The sequence below is a fragment of the Sphingomonas sp. ACRSK genome (assembly GCF_022346685.1).
In the GTDB taxonomy this organism is placed as follows: domain Bacteria; phylum Pseudomonadota; class Alphaproteobacteria; order Sphingomonadales; family Sphingomonadaceae; genus Sphingomonas; species Sphingomonas molluscorum.
This window is the reverse complement of record NZ_JAKRNR010000009.1, coordinates 1-14,858: the sequence shown is the minus strand read 5'-3', so window position 1 is coordinate 14,858 and position 14,858 is coordinate 1. Positions and strand designations below refer to the sequence as shown.

The window sequence follows — 14,858 nt, the reverse complement described above, 5'->3', positions numbered from 1 at the left end:
GCCTTTTCCTCGCCTAGCTCCTGCGCTAGCGGCTCCTTGCGCACCACCGCGACGCACCCGCGCTTGCGGATGCTGTGCTAGAGACGTAACACAGCCCTTCAGATGCAAGACGATCCCTTTCCGCAAGGCCGCCCGCTCGATCCGGCCCGCGTCGGCCGCTCCTCCACCGCCTTGCGCGAGCTGGAGCAGCAGCGCCGTGCGCGGATGGCGCAGTTCGATGCCGCGCTGGCGGAGTTCGATCTGGCGGCTGGCGCCGGTGCCGGCACCGCCACGCCGCTCGGCAACAACGGCGGCTTCGGGGCACCGCCGCCCCCGCCGCCGCCGCCTGCTCCTCCGGTCCGCAGCGGCCGCCCCCGCTGGTTGCGCTGGACGATCCGGCTGGTGGCGGCGGGCATCATCCTGCTGGTGCTGGCGATCGCCTGGCTGGCGCTCACCGCCCCCCTGTCGAAGTCGCTGCAGCCGCCGCTGCCGCCCTCGATCACGCTGCTTTCTGCCGAGGGCAAGCCGATCGCGCAGCGCGGCGCCAACATCGGCAAGCCGGTCGACGCGACCAAGCTTCCCAAGCGCGTGACCCAGGCGTTCCTCGCCGTCGAGGACCGCCGCTTCTACAGCCACTGGGGCATCGACCCGCGCGGAATCCTGCGCGCCATGGTGCACAACACCATGTCCGGCGGCGTGCGCGAGGGCGGCAGCACCATCACGCAGCAGCTCGCGAAGAACGCCTTCCTCGACTCCGACCGCACCGCCGCGCGCAAGCTGCGCGAGGTGATGATCGCCTTCTGGCTGGAGGCCTGGCTGACCAAGGACGAGATCCTCTCCCGCTATCTCTCCAACGTCTATTTCGGCGACAACGCCTATGGCCTGTCGGCCGCGTCCGAGCATTATTTCAGCCGCAAGCCGCAGGACCTGAATACCGCGCAGGCAGCGATGCTGGCCGGGCTGGTCAAGGCGCCCTCCCGCCTCGCTCCCACCGGCAACCTGAAGGGCGCGCGCGAGCGGCAGGCCGTGGTCGTCTCGACGATGAAGGCCGCCGGCTTCCTGACCGCGTCCGAGGCACGGGCGGTGAAGCCCGCCAAGCTCCGCGTGTCCAAGGGCGACGATCTCCCCAGCGGCACCTACTTCGCCGACTGGGTGATCCCGGCGGCGCGCGACCGCGCCGGCGGCGTCGGCACCGACCTGCGCGTCACCACCACGCTGGAAAGCCGCATCCAGCGCGCCGCCGAGCGTGCGGTTCGCCGTGCCGGCCTGCGCCAGACCCAGGTGGCGCTGGTCGCGATGCACCCCGATGGCCGCGTCATCGCGATGATCGGCGGCAAGAACTACAAGGACAGCCCCTTCAACCGCGCGGTGCAGGCGCGCCGCCAGCCCGGCTCCACCTTCAAGCTCTTCGTCTACCTCGCGGCGCTGCGCTCCGGCCTCAGCCCCGACTCGCCGGTGCAGGACGAGCCGCTCACGATCGGCGACTGGAGCCCCAAGAACAGCGACGGCCGCTATCTCGGCACCATCCCGCTCACCCGCGCCTTTGCCCGCTCCAGCAACGTCGCCTCGGCGCGGCTGACGCAGGAAGTGGGCGTGCGCAACGTGATCCGCGCCGCCCGCGACCTCGGCATCTCGACCCCGATCCCCAACGAGGCGACGATCGCGCTCGGCACCGCCAACGTCTCACTGCTCGAACTCACCGCAGCCTATGCCGCGATCGCGGCCGGCGAGGCGCCGGTCCGCCCGCATGGCCTGAAGGCCGAGGAACAGACCAGCTGGTTCGAACGGCTGCGCAACAGCAGCCGCCCGCTCGGCCGCCGCGAACTCGACGGCATGCGCGAGCTGCTCGCCGCCTCGATCCGCGGCACCGGCCACCAGGCGAACCTGCCCATCGAGGCGTTCGGCAAGACCGGCACCACCCAGGATTCCCGCGACGCGCTGTTCGTGGGTTATGCCGGCGACATCGTCGCGGGCGTGTGGCTCGGCAACGACGACAACACGCCCAACCCCGGCCTCGCCGGGGGCGGCCTGCCCGCGCGGATCTGGCGCGACTTCATGACCGAGGCGCTTGGCGTGCAACTGCCGCCCCCGCCGCCCGAGGTGAACGAGGACTTCGACGAGGCGATCGACAACAGCGTCGACATCGCAGGCGACGCGATCGACGAGGCCGGTGCCAGGATCGACGAGGCGACGGACGCGCTGGAGGGACAGGTCCAGGGGCTGGGCCTCAACCTGCGCCTCGACCGGGACGGCGGCATCGTGGTGGACCGCAACGGCGACCGCCGCGGCCCGCCCCCGCCGCCGCGGGAACCCGACGCCCGCCGCCTGCCTGAAGACGAAGAGTGAGCGCGGCCTAGCTAGCCGTTGACCTCGGCCGCGCCGCCGCCCAAGGCGCGGCCATGCGCTTCTTCTCCGACAATGCCGCTGCCGCCTGCCCGCAGGTGATCGAGGCGATCCTCGCCGCCAACCGGCTCGACACCGCCTATGACGGCGACGCGCTCAGCCAATCGCTCGACGGCCGCCTGTCGGAGCTGTTCGAGACCGAGGTCGCGGCGCTGTGGGTTCCTTCGGGCACCGCCGCCAACTGCCTGGCGCTCGCAGCACTTTGCCCGCCGCACGGCGCCGTCGTCTGCCACGCCGACGCGCACATCCAGAACGACGAGGGCGGCGCGCCGGAATTCTACACCCACGGCGCCAAGCTGCTGCTGGTCGAGGGCCCCGGCGCCAAGCTCACGCCCGACGCGCTCACCGCCCGCCTCGACCGCATCGTCGACGGCGTCCACTGGGTCCAGCCGCACGCCGTCTCCATCACCAACGCCACCGAATATGGCCTGGTCTACACGCCCGAAGAGGTCGCAGCGATCGGCGCGATCACCCGCGCCCGGGGCCTGGGCCTGCACATGGACGGTGCCCGCTTCGCCAATGCCGTCGCGCATCTCGGCTGCTCGCCCGCCGAGGTCACCTGGAAGGCCGGCGTCGACGCCTTGAGCTTCGGCTTCATCAAGAACGGCGGCATGAGCGCGGAGGCGCTGGTGTTCTTCAAGCCCGAACTCGCCGCCGCGACCAAATACCGCCGCAAGCGCGCCGGCCTGCTCGCCTCCAAGGGCCGCTTCCTCGCCGCGCAGATCCTGGCAATGGTGGAGGACGACCTGTGGCTCGCCAACGCGCGTGCCGCCAACGCCGGGGCCGCGCTGCTCGCGCGGGCCGCAGGCGACCGCCTCGTCCACCCGGTCCAGGCGAACGAGGTGTTCCTGCGCGCGAGCCCCGAGGAAGCCGCCTCGCTGCGCGCGCTCGGCTTCGACTTCTACGACTGGGCGCCGGGCGAGATCCGGCTGGTCACCTCCTGGGACCAGACCGAGGAGCAGATCCGCCCGCTCGCCGACGCCATCGCGGCGCTGTGACCACGCCCGTCCCCGCCGGCGAGACGCCGCGCTCCGCTACGCTGGGCGTGCTGATCCCGTTCGGGATCGTCACGCTGATCTGGGGATCGACCTGGATCGTGATCCGTGACCAGCTGGGCGTGGTGCCGCCGACCTGGTCGGTCGCGTATCGCTTCGGCGTCGGCGGCATCGCCATGCTGGTGTGGGCGCTGCTCCGGCGCGAGTCGCTGCGCCTCGACGCGCGCGGCTGGAGCTTCGCGGCCGTGCTGGCGCTCACCCAATTCTGCCTCAACTTCAACTTCGTCTATCGCGCCGAACAGTTCGTGACCTCCGGCCTGGTCGCCGTCGTCTACGCGCTGCTGATCGTCCCCAATGCGACGCTCGCGCGCATCTTCCTTGGCCAGCGCATGGGCCGCCAGCTGCTGGTCGGCTCCGGCATCGCCATGGCCGGGGTCGCACTACTGTTCGTGCATGAGCTGCGCCAGGCAGCGGCCGACAGCGACACGGTGCTGCTCGGCATGGGCATCACCCTTGCCGGCGTGCTCTGCGCCTCCGTCGCCAACGTCATGCAGGCGACCAAGGCCGCCAAGCGCTATCCGATGGCGCCGGTGCTCGGCATCGCCATGCTGATGGGCGCGGCGATGGATGCCGCCTTCGCCACCGCGACCGTCGGCCCCCCGGTATTCGACTGGCGCTGGGCCTATGTCGCGGGCATCCTCTATCTCGCGATCTTCGGCTCGGCGATCGCGTTTGCGCTCTACTTCGGCATCATCCGCGCGATCGGCCCGGCCAAGGCGGCGTACAACGGCGTCGTCGTGCCGGTGATTGCGATGCTCTTGTCGACACTGTTCGAGGGCTATCGCTGGTCGCTGCTCGCCGGAGGCGGCGCGCTGCTGGTACTCACCGGGCTGGTCATCGCATTGAGCGCGCGCAGGCCGAACCGATAGTCGGGATAGCGCGGCCGCCAGCCGAGCACGCGCTTCGCCCGCCCGTTCGCCACTCGCCGGTTCTCGGCATAGAAACCCTGCGCCATCGGCGACAGGCTTTCGAGCGGCACGAACGGCGGCGGCGGCATCCCCAGCAGCCGCGCAGCATAGTCGACCACCGCATTCTGATCCGCCGGCAGATCGTCGGAGAGATTGTACGCCCCCGCTGGCCCGTCCAGCGCGGCAGCCACGCCAGCGGCGATGTCCTCGACATGCACGCGGCTGAACACCTGGCCCTCCAGATCCACCCGATGTGCGCTCCCGGCCCGCACCCGCTCCAGCGGCGAGCGCCCGGGACCATAGATGCCGGGCAGCCGCAGCACCCGCGCGCCCAGCGCCAGCCACGCCCGATCCGCCGCCACCCGCGCCGGCCGCCGCCCGCCTAGCGGCGCGCTCTCGTCCACCCAGCCGCCCCCGGCATCGCCATAGACCCCAGTCGACGACAGATAGCCGAGCCAGCATCCGCGCTCGGCCAGCGTCGCGCCATAAGCCGCCAGCACCGGGTCCAAGTCGCCTTCGGGCGGCACACTCGACAACACCGCATCAGCCGCAGCAATCTCGAAGCGGACGCGATCGGCATCGCCAAACGCGATCGTCCCATCACGCCCGTCTCGGCTCGTGCCCATCACCCGCCAGCCCCGCACGCGCAGCCGCTCGGCAGCAACGCCCGCGGCATAGCCCAGCCCCAACACCAGCATCCGCATCCTAGACCGACCCCATCCTCACCACGCCATCCCTCCTACCCGTTTGTTTCGAGTAGCCGTCGAGCCTGTCGAGACGGCGTATCGAGAAATCGCTTGCGGCTCTTTCGACGCCGTTCTCACAGCCCGCCTGCACCCCTCCCCTTCGTGTCGAGAGGTCGCGCCTCCCTCTCGACACGGGCTCTCGACAAGCTCGATCCCTGCTCGAGACAAACGGGGGTGGGATCCTGCGCGACCCGCCTACTTCGCCATCGGCCCTTTGTAGAGCGTCCCGAAATAATCGCCCTTGTTCCAGCGCGGCCGGTCCGGCGCATCCGCCAGCGTGCGCGCAATCGCCTGGTTCACGTCGACGAAGTCCTCCGCCGCCTTCCAGTCGATCGGCAGCCCGATTTCGTCCGAGGGCTGGTGATAGTTGTTCTCCAGGAACGCCTTGGTCGCCGCCGCCCCCGGCCCGCCGGGTCCTGGGTTTAGCGACACAGAAGGCACGCCCTGCCGTACGAAGCTGTAATGGTCGGTGCGCACGAAGTCCGCTTCCTCGGGCGCCGGGTCCGGCACCAGCGCGAGGCCGCGTGCCTTGGCCGCTGCCGCCACCGCCGGTCCGATGCTCGACCGGTCCGCCCCGAACGCGACCAGGTCGACGAAGCGATAGGTCAGGATCGGCATGTCCAGGTTGACGTTGGCGACCACATTCTCCTTCGCCACCGTCGGGTGCACCGCGAAATAGTCGGAGCCGATCAGCCCCTTTTCCTCGGCGGTGACCGCCACGAACAACAGGCTCCGCTTCGGCCGCGTGCCCGCCGCGCCGAATGCCTTGGCAACCTCCAGCATGGAGGCGATGCCGATCGCATTGTCGAGCGCGCCGTTGTTGATCGCATCGCCATCGACCGGCTTGGTCACGCCGATGTGGTCGAGGTGGGCAGACAGCACCACCACTTCGCTCGACAGCGTCGGGTCGGAGCCGCGCAGCATGCCCACCACATTGGCGCTCGGCACATGCTCGATCGTGAAGCGCTGCTCCGTCGACAGCGTCGCCGCCAGCGCCCCCGTCGGCAGCTTCCTGCCGGCATCGTCCGCGGCACGCACGTCGCTCCAGCGGATCTTCGATCCCGCGAACAGCTTCTCCGCACCGGCAAAGCTCAGCACGCCCAGCGTCGGCACGCCGGCGTCGCGCGGCTTGCCCGCCGCGTCCGCCCAGGTCACGCCGCGCGTGTCCCAGCCCTCGGCCATCGCCTCGAACGGGAACACCTGGTGGATCTGGCTGGTCTCGATCACCACCACGCCCACCGCGCCATGCGCCTTGGCGACCCGCGCGCGGTCGAGCCGGTTGCTCAGGTGCGCCGCGATCTCGCTGTTGAGCCCCTTGGGCCCGCTGTAGAGGATCGCGACGATCTTCCCGCGCACGTCCAGCCCGCGATAATCGTCCCGCCCGCTGGCCTTGTCGATGATGCCATAGCCCGCGAACACCACCGGCGCGGAAAGCGCGACGCGCTCGGCAGTGGGCGTCACCCGGATCGTCCAGTCGGTCCCGAACGCCATCGGCACGACCTGCCCCGCGACGCGTAGCGCCATCGTCGGCTCGCCCGCCGGCTTGGCGGCGACCAGCGGCACCGGCTGGAACCAGCTGCCGTCCTTGCCACCCGGCGTCAGCCCCGCCGCCAGCATCTGCGCCGCGACATATTCCGCCGCCACGTCATAGTCCGGCGTCCCCGCCTCCCGCCCGCGCAGCGCGTCGGAGGCCAGGAACGCGACATGCGCCTTCAGCGCCGCCTGCTTCGGGGTCAGCGCCGCCTCGGCCGTGGACACCGCAGGCGCGGCTTGGGCAAGCGCGGGCTGTGCCGCGATCAGGGAAAGCAACGGCAGGCAAAGCAGCAGGGAACGCATCGGCAACTTTCGGGGAGGGAGAGAAAGCACCACCCTAGAGCAGGATAGCTGCAATCAGAAGCGGCATGCCACAGGCGCCAGGAAACGTGGTTCAAGCCCCCATAACCTGCGTCCATCGTCATTCATCGCTTGAGCGATTTCGCGTCGGCAACCGGGCGGTCACGGTCGCTCCGCCGATCGCTGACCTGACTGTCGCATTAGGAGGGGAAACGGACGGTCCATTTTGGGGCGTTGGAAGGTCCAAGCTGCCGCTGCCCTGCGGATCAGGGGTCGTATCTAAGCTTGCGCGGCCATCTGGGATCATAATCGACGGGCTTCAATCGCCGGATTGCCAACCAAAGGCCGACTAGAAGTAGGTCTACTGCCAGCATCAAGGGCGAGCGCCGAACCCACCACTCAGCGGTCGCAATCATGAAGACGGACAGCGTCAGAATTTTAGCGACCGCCCAAGCAGGTGGGTAGTCAAGCACCGCATCGACGGTCTTTTCTGGCATCAGCGCACCCCGAATAAACACCTCGCTGGTTTCTCACGAACGCTGGCTTTCAGGCAACCGGCTTACCCAAGTGAACGTCCGGTGTGGATTAGCTGCCCAGGCCATGTAGTCGGGGGTCCACGCGCTTCGCGGTATCCAGCGGGTAGCTCAGGATGACTTTCGTTGCGCCAATCTCGTGGTCAGCAACATAGTAGATCACCCAACGATCTCCTGGACGTGGCATCGGCGTTTCGTCATCACATGCCGCAGCTCCCCACCCCCTGTCGAAGACGACCAGCTCGGGTGAGTCGCCCCCATGGACCGTCTGGTTGATCGAAGCGGTGACGCGCCACGGAGCCTCGTAGCTTTCGAAAAGGGCCTGCATCCTTCGGGTCATTGAATTGCTGAGGTGCCGAGCTTCGGTCACAGTCACCAGCGCCACCCGCAGTTCGGGCTCCTCAGCGTATACATTCGCGATCCTTTTCTCCGGTGTTTGCAACACGCGGCATGCGTTCGCCGAAGGGGTAAGAACCCCCATGAAGAGAAGGGCGCACGAGGCTAGCTTTAGACCGAGCATGGGTCATCCATAGCACGGCGCCTCATGTTCGAAGTAGGGGGCTGCCGGTGAAGGTAGGCACTGCTGGGGTACAGCGATGCGTTCCAGGCCCCTGCCAGCGTTTCTGCGGCCTCGGCAGGCCGAGCGGAGGGTGTCTCTGTTGCGGAGGACCGGAAGTGGTGGAAAGCGGACAGTTCGCTTTCGGCGACCGGCAGCGCATTGCAGACGCTCAGCATCGCGCTAAGCTCGTCACATGCGGGAACCAGACTTTGACATAGACGGGTGGTGCCTTGAGGACGGAGAGGCTTACCACGCCCGAGCGCCCGACACATTCTGGATACCTAAGCGGCACAGGCGAGAGGGCCTTCAGGCCGTGATCTTGCCAAACTCATTTTCCGCATCAGCGTGGATAACGCCGACGAGAATGTCGCTGTCGAGCGGATGTGGGTCCTTGTTCGGAAGCGCACGGCAAACGGGTATCTTGGGGTTCTCGATAACGAACCGGACGCCATCGCTGAGAACAACGAATTCTGGCTTGGCAGCGAACTTCCCTTCACCGCCAAGCACGTCATCAACATCGAAGAGCGGGATGCGAACACCATCGCGCTGGCCTCGCAAGAGCCGCGCACACGCTGGTTAGACTGACAGCCCGCGCGTCCGCTTTCAGAAAGCGACAGTCTAGCGCTGAACGGCCGACTATGGGCGGAAGCGGACGTCCGCTGTTAGAGGTTCACCACCCAGCACCCCGCAATGCCCCCCCTCAGGCGGCGTCGATCAGCCGGGCCGCCTGCGCGCGCGCCTCGTCGGTGATCTCCGCCCCCGACAGCATCCGCGCGATCTCCTCGCGCCGTTCCGCCGGATCAAGCGGGGTCACGCCGGTGCGCGTCACCACCCCGTCGCTGCGCTTAGCGATCAGCAGGTGCCGCCGTCCGCGCGCGGCGACCTGCGGGCTGTGGGTCACCACCAACACCTGGGTGCGCTCCGCCAGCCGCGCGAGGCGGTCGCCGATCGCCGACGCCACCGCGCCGCCGACGCCGCGGTCGATCTCGTCGAACACCATCGTCCCCGCGCCGCCTTCCTCGGCAAGCGCGACCTTCAGCGCCAGGATGAAGCGCGACAGTTCGCCGCCGCTCGCGATCTTGATCAGCGGCGCGAACGGCGTGCCCGGGTTGGTCGCGATCTCGAACTCGACCCGGTCCTTGCCCGCGGCCGACCATTGCTCGGAGCCCAGCAGCGCCACCACCGTGCGGAAGCGCGCCGCCTCCAGCTTGAGCGGCGCCAGCTCGCCCGCGACCGCACGGCCCAGCGCGCCCGCCGCCGCCGTCCGCCGCTCGGTCAGCGCCTCGGCCGCCGCATCATAGGCGCCGCGCGCCGTCGCGACCTCCGCCACCAGCGCGGCGATCCCTTCCTCGCCCGATTCCAGCCGCCGCAGCCGCCCGCGCAGCTCGTCGGCGAGATCCGCGAGTTCGTCCGGCCGCACGCGATGCTTGCGCGCGACGCCGCGCAGCTCGAACAGGCGTGCCTCATCCTCCTCCTGCGCGCGCGGATCGAACGCCAGCGCCGCGCGTGCCTCGCGCAGCCGGTCCTCGGCCACTGCCCCCTCGATCACCGCGCGATCTACCGCCGCCAGCGCCTCGGCGAGCGCGGGATGGTCGTCGCCCAGCCGCTCCAGCACCCGCGCCGCCTGGCGCAGCTGCGAGAGGCCGCCGCCCGATCCTTCCAGCAAGGTTTCCACTGCGCGCAGATCGTCGGACGCCTTTTCGGCGCGCTGCATCAGGCGGCGGCGGTCGGCGAGCGCCTCCTCCTCCCCCGGCTCGGGCGCGAGCGCGTCGAGTTCGGCGACGGCGTGTTCCAGCCACTCGCGGTCGCGCTGGGCGGTCTCGATCTCCGCCTGCGCTTCGCCGAGCGCCGCCTCGGCATCGCGCCACTTGCGATAGGCGGCAGCCGCCTCCCGCGCGTCGATCCGCGCAAAGGCATCGAGCAGGGCGCGGTGGCCACGCGGGTTGAGAAGGCCACGATCGTCATGCTGGCCGTGGACCTCGACCAGATGCTGGCCCATCTCGCGCAGCAGCGCCACCGACGCCGGCTGGTCGTTGACGAACCCGCGGCTGCCGCCGTCGCGCTTCACCAGCCGGCGCACGATCAGCGGCTCGCCGGGCTCCAGCTCCAGCCCGTTTTCCTCGACGATGGCGGCCAGCGGCGTGCCGGCCGAGGGCGCATCGAAGCTTGCGGTCACCACCGCCTGAGTGGCGCCATCGCGCACCAGCCCGGTGTCGCCGCGTGCGCCGAGCGCAAGGCCGAGCGCGTCGAGCAGGATCGACTTGCCCGCCCCGGTCTCGCCGGTCAGCACGCCCAGCCCGGCGCCGAACTCCAGGTCCAGCGCCTCGATCAGCACGACGTCGCGGATCGACAGTGCCGTCAGCATCGATCCGTCCTCATCGTCCGGGGTCGGGGATCGCGCGCGTCAGGCGTCCTTGGCGGCCGCGGTCTGGGGCGCATGCTCCTGCATCAGCTTGTAGGCGCGCTCGTACCATTCGGTGCCGGGATAGTTGGCGCCGAGCACGGCCGCGGCCTTGCGCGCTTCGTCCGGCACGCCCAGCGCCAGATAGGTTTCGGTCAGGCGCATCAGCGCCTCGGGCGCATGGGTGGTGGTCTGATACTCGTCGACGACGCGGCGGAAGCGCATGGACGCCGCCAGCCACTGGCCGCGCTGCTCGTAGAAGCGGCCGATCTCCATTTCCTTGCCGGCGAGATGGTCGCGGACCAGGTCGAGCTTCAGGCGCGCGTCGGCGGCATAGTTGGTCTGGGGATAGCGGCGGATCAGTTCACCCAGGGCGGTCATCGCCTGGTCGGTGATCTTCTGGTCGCGGGTGACGTCCGCAATCTGCTCGTAATAGCACAGCGCGATCAGGTAATAGGCGTAGGGCGCTTCCTGGTTGCCCGGGTGCACCGTCAGGAACCGCTGCGCGCCGGCGATCGCCTTCGCATAGTCCTTGTCGAGGTAATAGCTGAACGCGCCCATCACCTGCGCACGGCGCGCCCACACCGAATAGGGATGCTGGCGCTCGACCTCGTCGAACAGGCCGGCGGCGAGCTTGTACTGCCCCCGATCCAGGCGGTTCTTCGCCGCGGTGTAGAGGGTGCCCACGTCGCGCGCCACATAGGGCGTGTCGGCGGAGCCGCCCCCGCTGCGCGCGCAGCCGGAGAGGGTTGCCGCTCCAGCGGCGAACAGGACCAGCGTGCTTGCACGGAACAGGGACTTACGCATGAGCTGCGTCCTAGCCGCTTAGGGGTGGCGCGAACAATAGCTTTCGCGCAACGTGAAACCGATCGGATGCACGGCGGCCCCGTCGTGCATCCCGATGCCTTGTGCCCCACGAGAACGGAGAACCGACTTGCCCGCGACGATGCTCGAAACCCACCGCGTCGAGAAGCCCTGGGGCCGCACCGACCTGTGGCCCGGCTTCCCCGATCCGGCCCCGGGCAGCGATCCTATCGGTGAGGTCTGGTTCAAGTCGCCCGGCGATTCGACCCCCGACCTGCTCGTGAAGTACCTCTTCACCAGCGAGAAGCTGTCGGTGCAGGTCCACCCCGACGACGCCCAGGCCCAGGCCCGCGGCCTGCCGCGCGGCAAGGACGAATGCTGGGTGATCCTGGCCGCCGAGCCGGATTCGACCATCGCGCTCGGCACGCTTGCCCCCATGACCCACGAGGAACTGCGCGCGGCGGCCGAGGACGGCTCGATCGAGCACAAGCTCGACTGGAAGCCGGTAAAGGCGGGCGACTTCTTCTACTCGGCCTCGGGCACCGTCCACGCGATCGGGGCGGGCATCACGCTGATCGAGATCCAGCAGAACTCCGAGACGACCTACCGCCTCTACGACTATGGCCGCCCGCGCGAGCTGCACCTGGACGACGGCGTCGCCGTGTCGGACGCCGTGCCCTTCGTCGCCCCGGCCGCACCTGGCAAGATCGCCGAGGACCGCACCATCCTGGTCGAAGGCCCCAAATTCGTGCTGGAGCGCTGGCCCGCCGGCTCCCGCACCGTGACGCTTCCCGAAGGCACCACCGGCTGGCTCGTGCCCGTCACCGGCGAGGGCACCGCCGACGGCACGCCGTTCAAGGCCGGCGAGTGCCTGACGCTGACCGGCACCACCCAGGTCGAAGCCGGCGAAGGCGCCGACCTGCTGTTCGCCTACCCGGGCAGCGAACGCATCGCCGCCTGATCCACACGGCCGACCCGCGCGCCCGCGGTCGGGTCGGCCCCGCCTCCGTTCGACAGGTTGGTTGATGAACGCGACTCTGCTGCGCCTGCTGCTTCCGCTCTCGCTTGCCTTGCCCCTGCCCGCGCTCGCCCAGGCCGACGAGGCCGAGCCTGAGGCGACCGAGGACGCGGTGGAGGACGAGGACATCCCGCTTACGCCCGAGACGCTGGGCGAGGCGCTCGCCTGCCGGTCCCATCCGGCCGCGGTCGCGTTCGCCACGGCGCTGTTCCTCCAGGGCAAGCCGCCCGCCTGGATGCGGGAGATCAAGGAGAGCGAGGAGACAAAGGGCGTGATCGGCCTCTACGGCTACACGCTCTCCAAGCCCGTCGCGTTCCTGGGGGAGCAGGTCTCCACCGTCTATTTCCTGAAGGACTGGGTCGTGACGTTCTGGCCGCGCGACAAGGCGGCGGCCTTCATCGCCGCGCAGAAGATGGAGCGCGCGCCCGTCAAGGTCGCCGAGCAATATTACCGCTTCGTGGATCCCGAGACCGGCCCCATGCTCGGCGCCTATGAACCGACCGGCGGTTCGATCGAGGCGGCGTTGGCCAAGGCGTTCGGCGGCGAGGCGCCCCCGTCCCCTCCCGCGGACCATCTGTTCGTCGGCTGCAACTATACGCCCGCCTCCCAGGCGGACTTCCTGAAAGCCGCCGCGCAATCCGAAGCGATGCTGCGCGAAGCCGCCGCGGGCATGGCCGAGGCACTCGGCTCGGCAGACGCGGACTAGGTTGCGGCCTGAACGAGAGCGGCAGCTAGCGCCCACTTGCGGACGTAGCTTCGGTAGAACGGCAATCCCTAGCCCCGTCGAAGTCTGTCGCTGTTCGGATATCTCCAAAGATACCAGATCGCAGATGGGATTTTAGCTGCACAATGCCAATGCGAAATTACTCGTCCACGCAGTCCAAATTTCTCTTTTCGGTAAATCCAAGAAAGGAGACCCGTCGCGGGGAGATGACCGGCAGCCTTTGCTAGCTTGAGGTAACGAATAGCCTCTGACACGGACTTCTGTCCCGAGTGTCTTGCATAGAGTAAGTGCCCGAGGGCATACATTCCTGGCGCATAGTCTTGAGCCACAAGCGCTCTGAGTTCAGCTTCGGCATCGGTCCAACGCTCTTGCCGTTGGTAGTGAACTGCCAATTGTAAGCGACCTTCAATCGAGCCCGCATCGGCTGAACGTTTCAGCCACTCTTCTCCCAAAACCAAACTAGCTTGGCCGTTATCGGTAACGCAGGCATGTCCAAGATACATCATCGCCAATGCGGAGCCGCCCGACGCTAGGTCGGTCAGCATCGCCAAGCCGGTCGCTTGGTTGCTCTTCTTTGCCTCTAGTGCGTCCCAGAGTTCGTCGGAAAGAGGCTCGTTATCCCATTCACGCTGGATATTTTCGCCGAGCGGACTTGTCATTCAAGCAGAATAGCAAACGACGCATTGAAGGCCAACGGGACAATGGTGGCTCCCCACCCATTCTTGGCCATCATGCATCGCTCTCCGCCTCGCTTGCTGGCCTCTGGATGAACGGAAGGTAGTATGCCGTTCACGCAACCCGGGACTCCATCGCACCGTTCTTCACGCATCAAAGCCAAGTGGAGACTGTCATGCGTATTCCCCTGATCGCCAGCCTGATGGCGGCCATGGTTCTTCCCACCATCCCGGCTGCAGCGTCGGCAGCGCCGGCCGCGCAGGGATGGCGCGATCAGGATTATCGCGATGCCCGCGCCCGGCAGCAGCGCGAGCGGAACGAGCGACGCTGGAACGAACGCCGCGAGGATCGCCGCGACGACCGGCGCCGCGCCGTCCAGAACCAGCGCGATTGGCGCCAGTACCGCAACTACGACTACAACCGGTACGAGCGTGGCCAGGGCCGCTACTATGCCGATCGCTACTATCGCGGCGGCAACTACTACCAGCCGCGCTACCTCAGCCGGAACGACCGCGTCTACCGCGGCAGCAACGGCCGCTACTACTGCCGCCGCACAGACGGCACGACCGGACTGATCGTCGGCGGCCTGGCCGGTGGCGTGCTGGGCAACATCCTCACCAACGGCGACTCGCAGCTGCTGGGGACGCTGATCGGCGGTGCGGGCGGCGCACTGCTCGGCCGCTCGCTGGACCGTCGCGAGGTGGTCTGCCGCTAAGCCTGGAGGGGCCGGCGCCTGCCGGCCCCGCTTCCGTCAGGCGACTGCGTCCCGCCGCGTGCGGCCGAGGACGCTGCCGCCGACATAGACCGCAAGCCCGGCCCAGATCAGTCCGAAGCTCAGCAGCTTGGCCGGGTCCAGCCGCTCGCCGAACAGCGTGATCGCCAAGAGGAACTGCATGGTCGGCGCCAGGAACTGGAGCAGGCCCAACGTCGCCATGCGAAGCTCGCGCGCGGCCGCCGCGAACAGCAGCAGCGGCACCGTGGTGACCGCCCCCGCCAGCACCAGCAGCGCGGTGGTCCCACCCTCCCGGCCGAAGCTCATGCCACCGTGGCCCGACAGCCAGACGAGATAGGCCAGCGCAAACGGCGCCAGCAGCAGCGTCTCGACCGTCAGCCCCTCGAACGCCTCGACGGGTGCCAGCTTGCGGATCAGGCCATAGAAGGCAAAGCTCAGCGCGATCGTCAGGCTGATCCACAGCGCACCGCCCGCCCCCAGCGCCAGC

Annotated in this window: 14 protein-coding genes; 7 read left to right on the top strand and 7 right to left on the bottom strand. The window is 68.7% G+C overall.

From position 1 onward, the window contains the following. The first annotated feature begins 102 nt into the window (after positions 1-102). From MHZ35_RS06630 to MHZ35_RS06620, 3 genes are read left to right on the top strand one after another with little or no spacing between them, the layout of a single operon-like run. Complete coding sequence (locus MHZ35_RS06630; RefSeq protein WP_239434900.1) at positions 103-2,325, top strand: transglycosylase domain-containing protein; 2,223 nt, start codon at positions 103-105, stop codon at positions 2,323-2,325. Between the two features lie 53 nt (positions 2,326-2,378). After that, positions 2,379-3,380 carry a threonine aldolase family protein gene (locus MHZ35_RS06625; protein ID WP_239434899.1) on the top strand — a complete coding sequence of 334 codons (1,002 nt, stop codon included), beginning with the start codon at positions 2,379-2,381 and terminating at the stop codon, positions 3,378-3,380. After that, entirely contained in the window at positions 3,377-4,306 is a 930-nt protein-coding gene (locus MHZ35_RS06620) for a DMT family transporter (protein WP_239434898.1), read from the top strand. Before MHZ35_RS06625 ends, MHZ35_RS06620 begins: the two co-directional genes overlap by 4 nt. Here MHZ35_RS06620 and MHZ35_RS06615 read toward each other — a convergent pair. The 3 genes from MHZ35_RS06615 to MHZ35_RS06605 all read right to left on the bottom strand — a co-directional run bounded on the left by MHZ35_RS06615 (position 4,216) and on the right by MHZ35_RS06605 (position 7,938). After that, entirely contained in the window at positions 4,216-5,049 is an 834-nt protein-coding gene (locus MHZ35_RS06615) for an NAD(P)-dependent oxidoreductase (RefSeq protein WP_239434897.1), read from the bottom strand. The genes MHZ35_RS06620 and MHZ35_RS06615 overlap by 91 nt on opposite strands. Before the next feature lie 237 nt (positions 5,050-5,286). Beyond that, positions 5,287-6,927, bottom strand: a complete 1,641-nt coding sequence (locus MHZ35_RS06610) for a M28 family metallopeptidase (RefSeq protein ID WP_239434896.1) — start codon at positions 6,925-6,927, stop codon at positions 5,287-5,289. A 582-nt stretch (positions 6,928-7,509) separates the two neighbouring features. Beyond that, on the bottom strand, positions 7,510-7,938 hold the full coding sequence (locus MHZ35_RS06605) for a hypothetical protein (protein ID WP_239434895.1): 429 nt from the start codon (positions 7,936-7,938) through the stop codon (positions 7,510-7,512). A 423-nt stretch (positions 7,939-8,361) separates the two neighbouring features. On the opposite strand from MHZ35_RS06605, the gene MHZ35_RS06600 reads away from it, so the two are divergent. Continuing rightward, positions 8,362-8,601 carry a hypothetical protein gene (locus tag MHZ35_RS06600; protein ID WP_239434894.1) on the top strand — a complete coding sequence of 80 codons (240 nt, stop codon included), beginning with the start codon at positions 8,362-8,364 and terminating at the stop codon, positions 8,599-8,601. Positions 8,602-8,716: 115 nt separating this feature from the next. Here the strand turns inward: MHZ35_RS06600 and recN are convergent, their stop codons facing one another. Together recN and MHZ35_RS06590 are read right to left on the bottom strand one after the other, a co-directional pair. Beyond that, on the bottom strand, positions 8,717-10,381 hold the full coding sequence (gene recN, locus MHZ35_RS06595; protein ID WP_239434893.1) for a DNA repair protein RecN: 1,665 nt from the start codon (positions 10,379-10,381) through the stop codon (positions 8,717-8,719). A 39-nt stretch (positions 10,382-10,420) separates the two neighbouring features. Further along, positions 10,421-11,224: an outer membrane protein assembly factor BamD gene (locus MHZ35_RS06590; RefSeq protein ID WP_125961676.1), complete on the bottom strand. Its 804-nt coding sequence runs from the start codon at positions 11,222-11,224 to the stop codon at positions 10,421-10,423. Between the two features lie 127 nt (positions 11,225-11,351). On the opposite strand from MHZ35_RS06590, the gene MHZ35_RS06585 reads away from it, so the two are divergent. Further along, complete coding sequence (locus MHZ35_RS06585) at positions 11,352-12,182, top strand: class I mannose-6-phosphate isomerase (protein ID WP_239434892.1); 831 nt, start codon at positions 11,352-11,354, stop codon at positions 12,180-12,182. Between the two features lie 64 nt (positions 12,183-12,246). Further along, positions 12,247-12,945, top strand: a complete 699-nt coding sequence (locus MHZ35_RS06580) for a hypothetical protein (RefSeq protein ID WP_239434891.1) — start codon at positions 12,247-12,249, stop codon at positions 12,943-12,945. Between the two features lie 68 nt (positions 12,946-13,013). On the opposite strand, the gene MHZ35_RS06575 is transcribed toward MHZ35_RS06580, so the two are convergent. Further along, on the bottom strand, positions 13,014-13,622 hold the full coding sequence (locus tag MHZ35_RS06575) for a hypothetical protein (protein ID WP_239434890.1): 609 nt from the start codon (positions 13,620-13,622) through the stop codon (positions 13,014-13,016). 191 nt (positions 13,623-13,813) lie between these two features. Between MHZ35_RS06575 and MHZ35_RS06570 the strand changes: the two genes are divergently transcribed. Beyond that, positions 13,814-14,353, top strand: a complete 540-nt coding sequence (locus MHZ35_RS06570) for a glycine zipper 2TM domain-containing protein (protein WP_239434889.1) — start codon at positions 13,814-13,816, stop codon at positions 14,351-14,353. A gap of 36 nt (positions 14,354-14,389) precedes the next feature. Here the strand turns inward: MHZ35_RS06570 and MHZ35_RS06565 are convergent. Further along, positions 14,390-14,858 (bottom strand): EamA family transporter (locus tag MHZ35_RS06565; protein ID WP_239434888.1); only part of this gene is annotated, 469 nt, incomplete at its 5' end.

Excerpts from the sequence above, each read along its gene's own strand:
- MHZ35_RS06630 (WP_239434900.1), top strand. The coding sequence starts at position 103 with ATGCAAGACGATCCCTTTCCGCAAGGCCGCCCGCTCGATCCGGCCCGC.
- MHZ35_RS06625 (WP_239434899.1), top strand. The coding sequence starts at position 2,379 with ATGCGCTTCTTCTCCGACAATGCCGCTGCCGCCTGCCCGCAGGTGATC.
- MHZ35_RS06615 (WP_239434897.1), bottom strand. The coding sequence starts at position 5,049 with ATGCGGATGCTGGTGTTGGGGCTGGGCTATGCCGCGGGCGTTGCTGCC.
- MHZ35_RS06610 (WP_239434896.1), bottom strand. The coding sequence starts at position 6,927 with ATGCGTTCCCTGCTGCTTTGCCTGCCGTTGCTTTCCCTGATCGCGGCA.
- MHZ35_RS06605 (WP_239434895.1), bottom strand. The coding sequence starts at position 7,938 with ATGGGGGTTCTTACCCCTTCGGCGAACGCATGCCGCGTGTTGCAAACA.
- recN (WP_239434893.1), bottom strand. The coding sequence starts at position 10,381 with ATGCTGACGGCACTGTCGATCCGCGACGTCGTGCTGATCGAGGCGCTG.
- MHZ35_RS06590 (WP_125961676.1), bottom strand. The coding sequence starts at position 11,224 with ATGCGTAAGTCCCTGTTCCGTGCAAGCACGCTGGTCCTGTTCGCCGCT.
- MHZ35_RS06580 (WP_239434891.1), top strand. The coding sequence starts at position 12,247 with ATGAACGCGACTCTGCTGCGCCTGCTGCTTCCGCTCTCGCTTGCCTTG.
- MHZ35_RS06575 (WP_239434890.1), bottom strand. The coding sequence starts at position 13,622 with ATGACAAGTCCGCTCGGCGAAAATATCCAGCGTGAATGGGATAACGAG.
- MHZ35_RS06570 (WP_239434889.1), top strand. The coding sequence starts at position 13,814 with ATGCGTATTCCCCTGATCGCCAGCCTGATGGCGGCCATGGTTCTTCCC.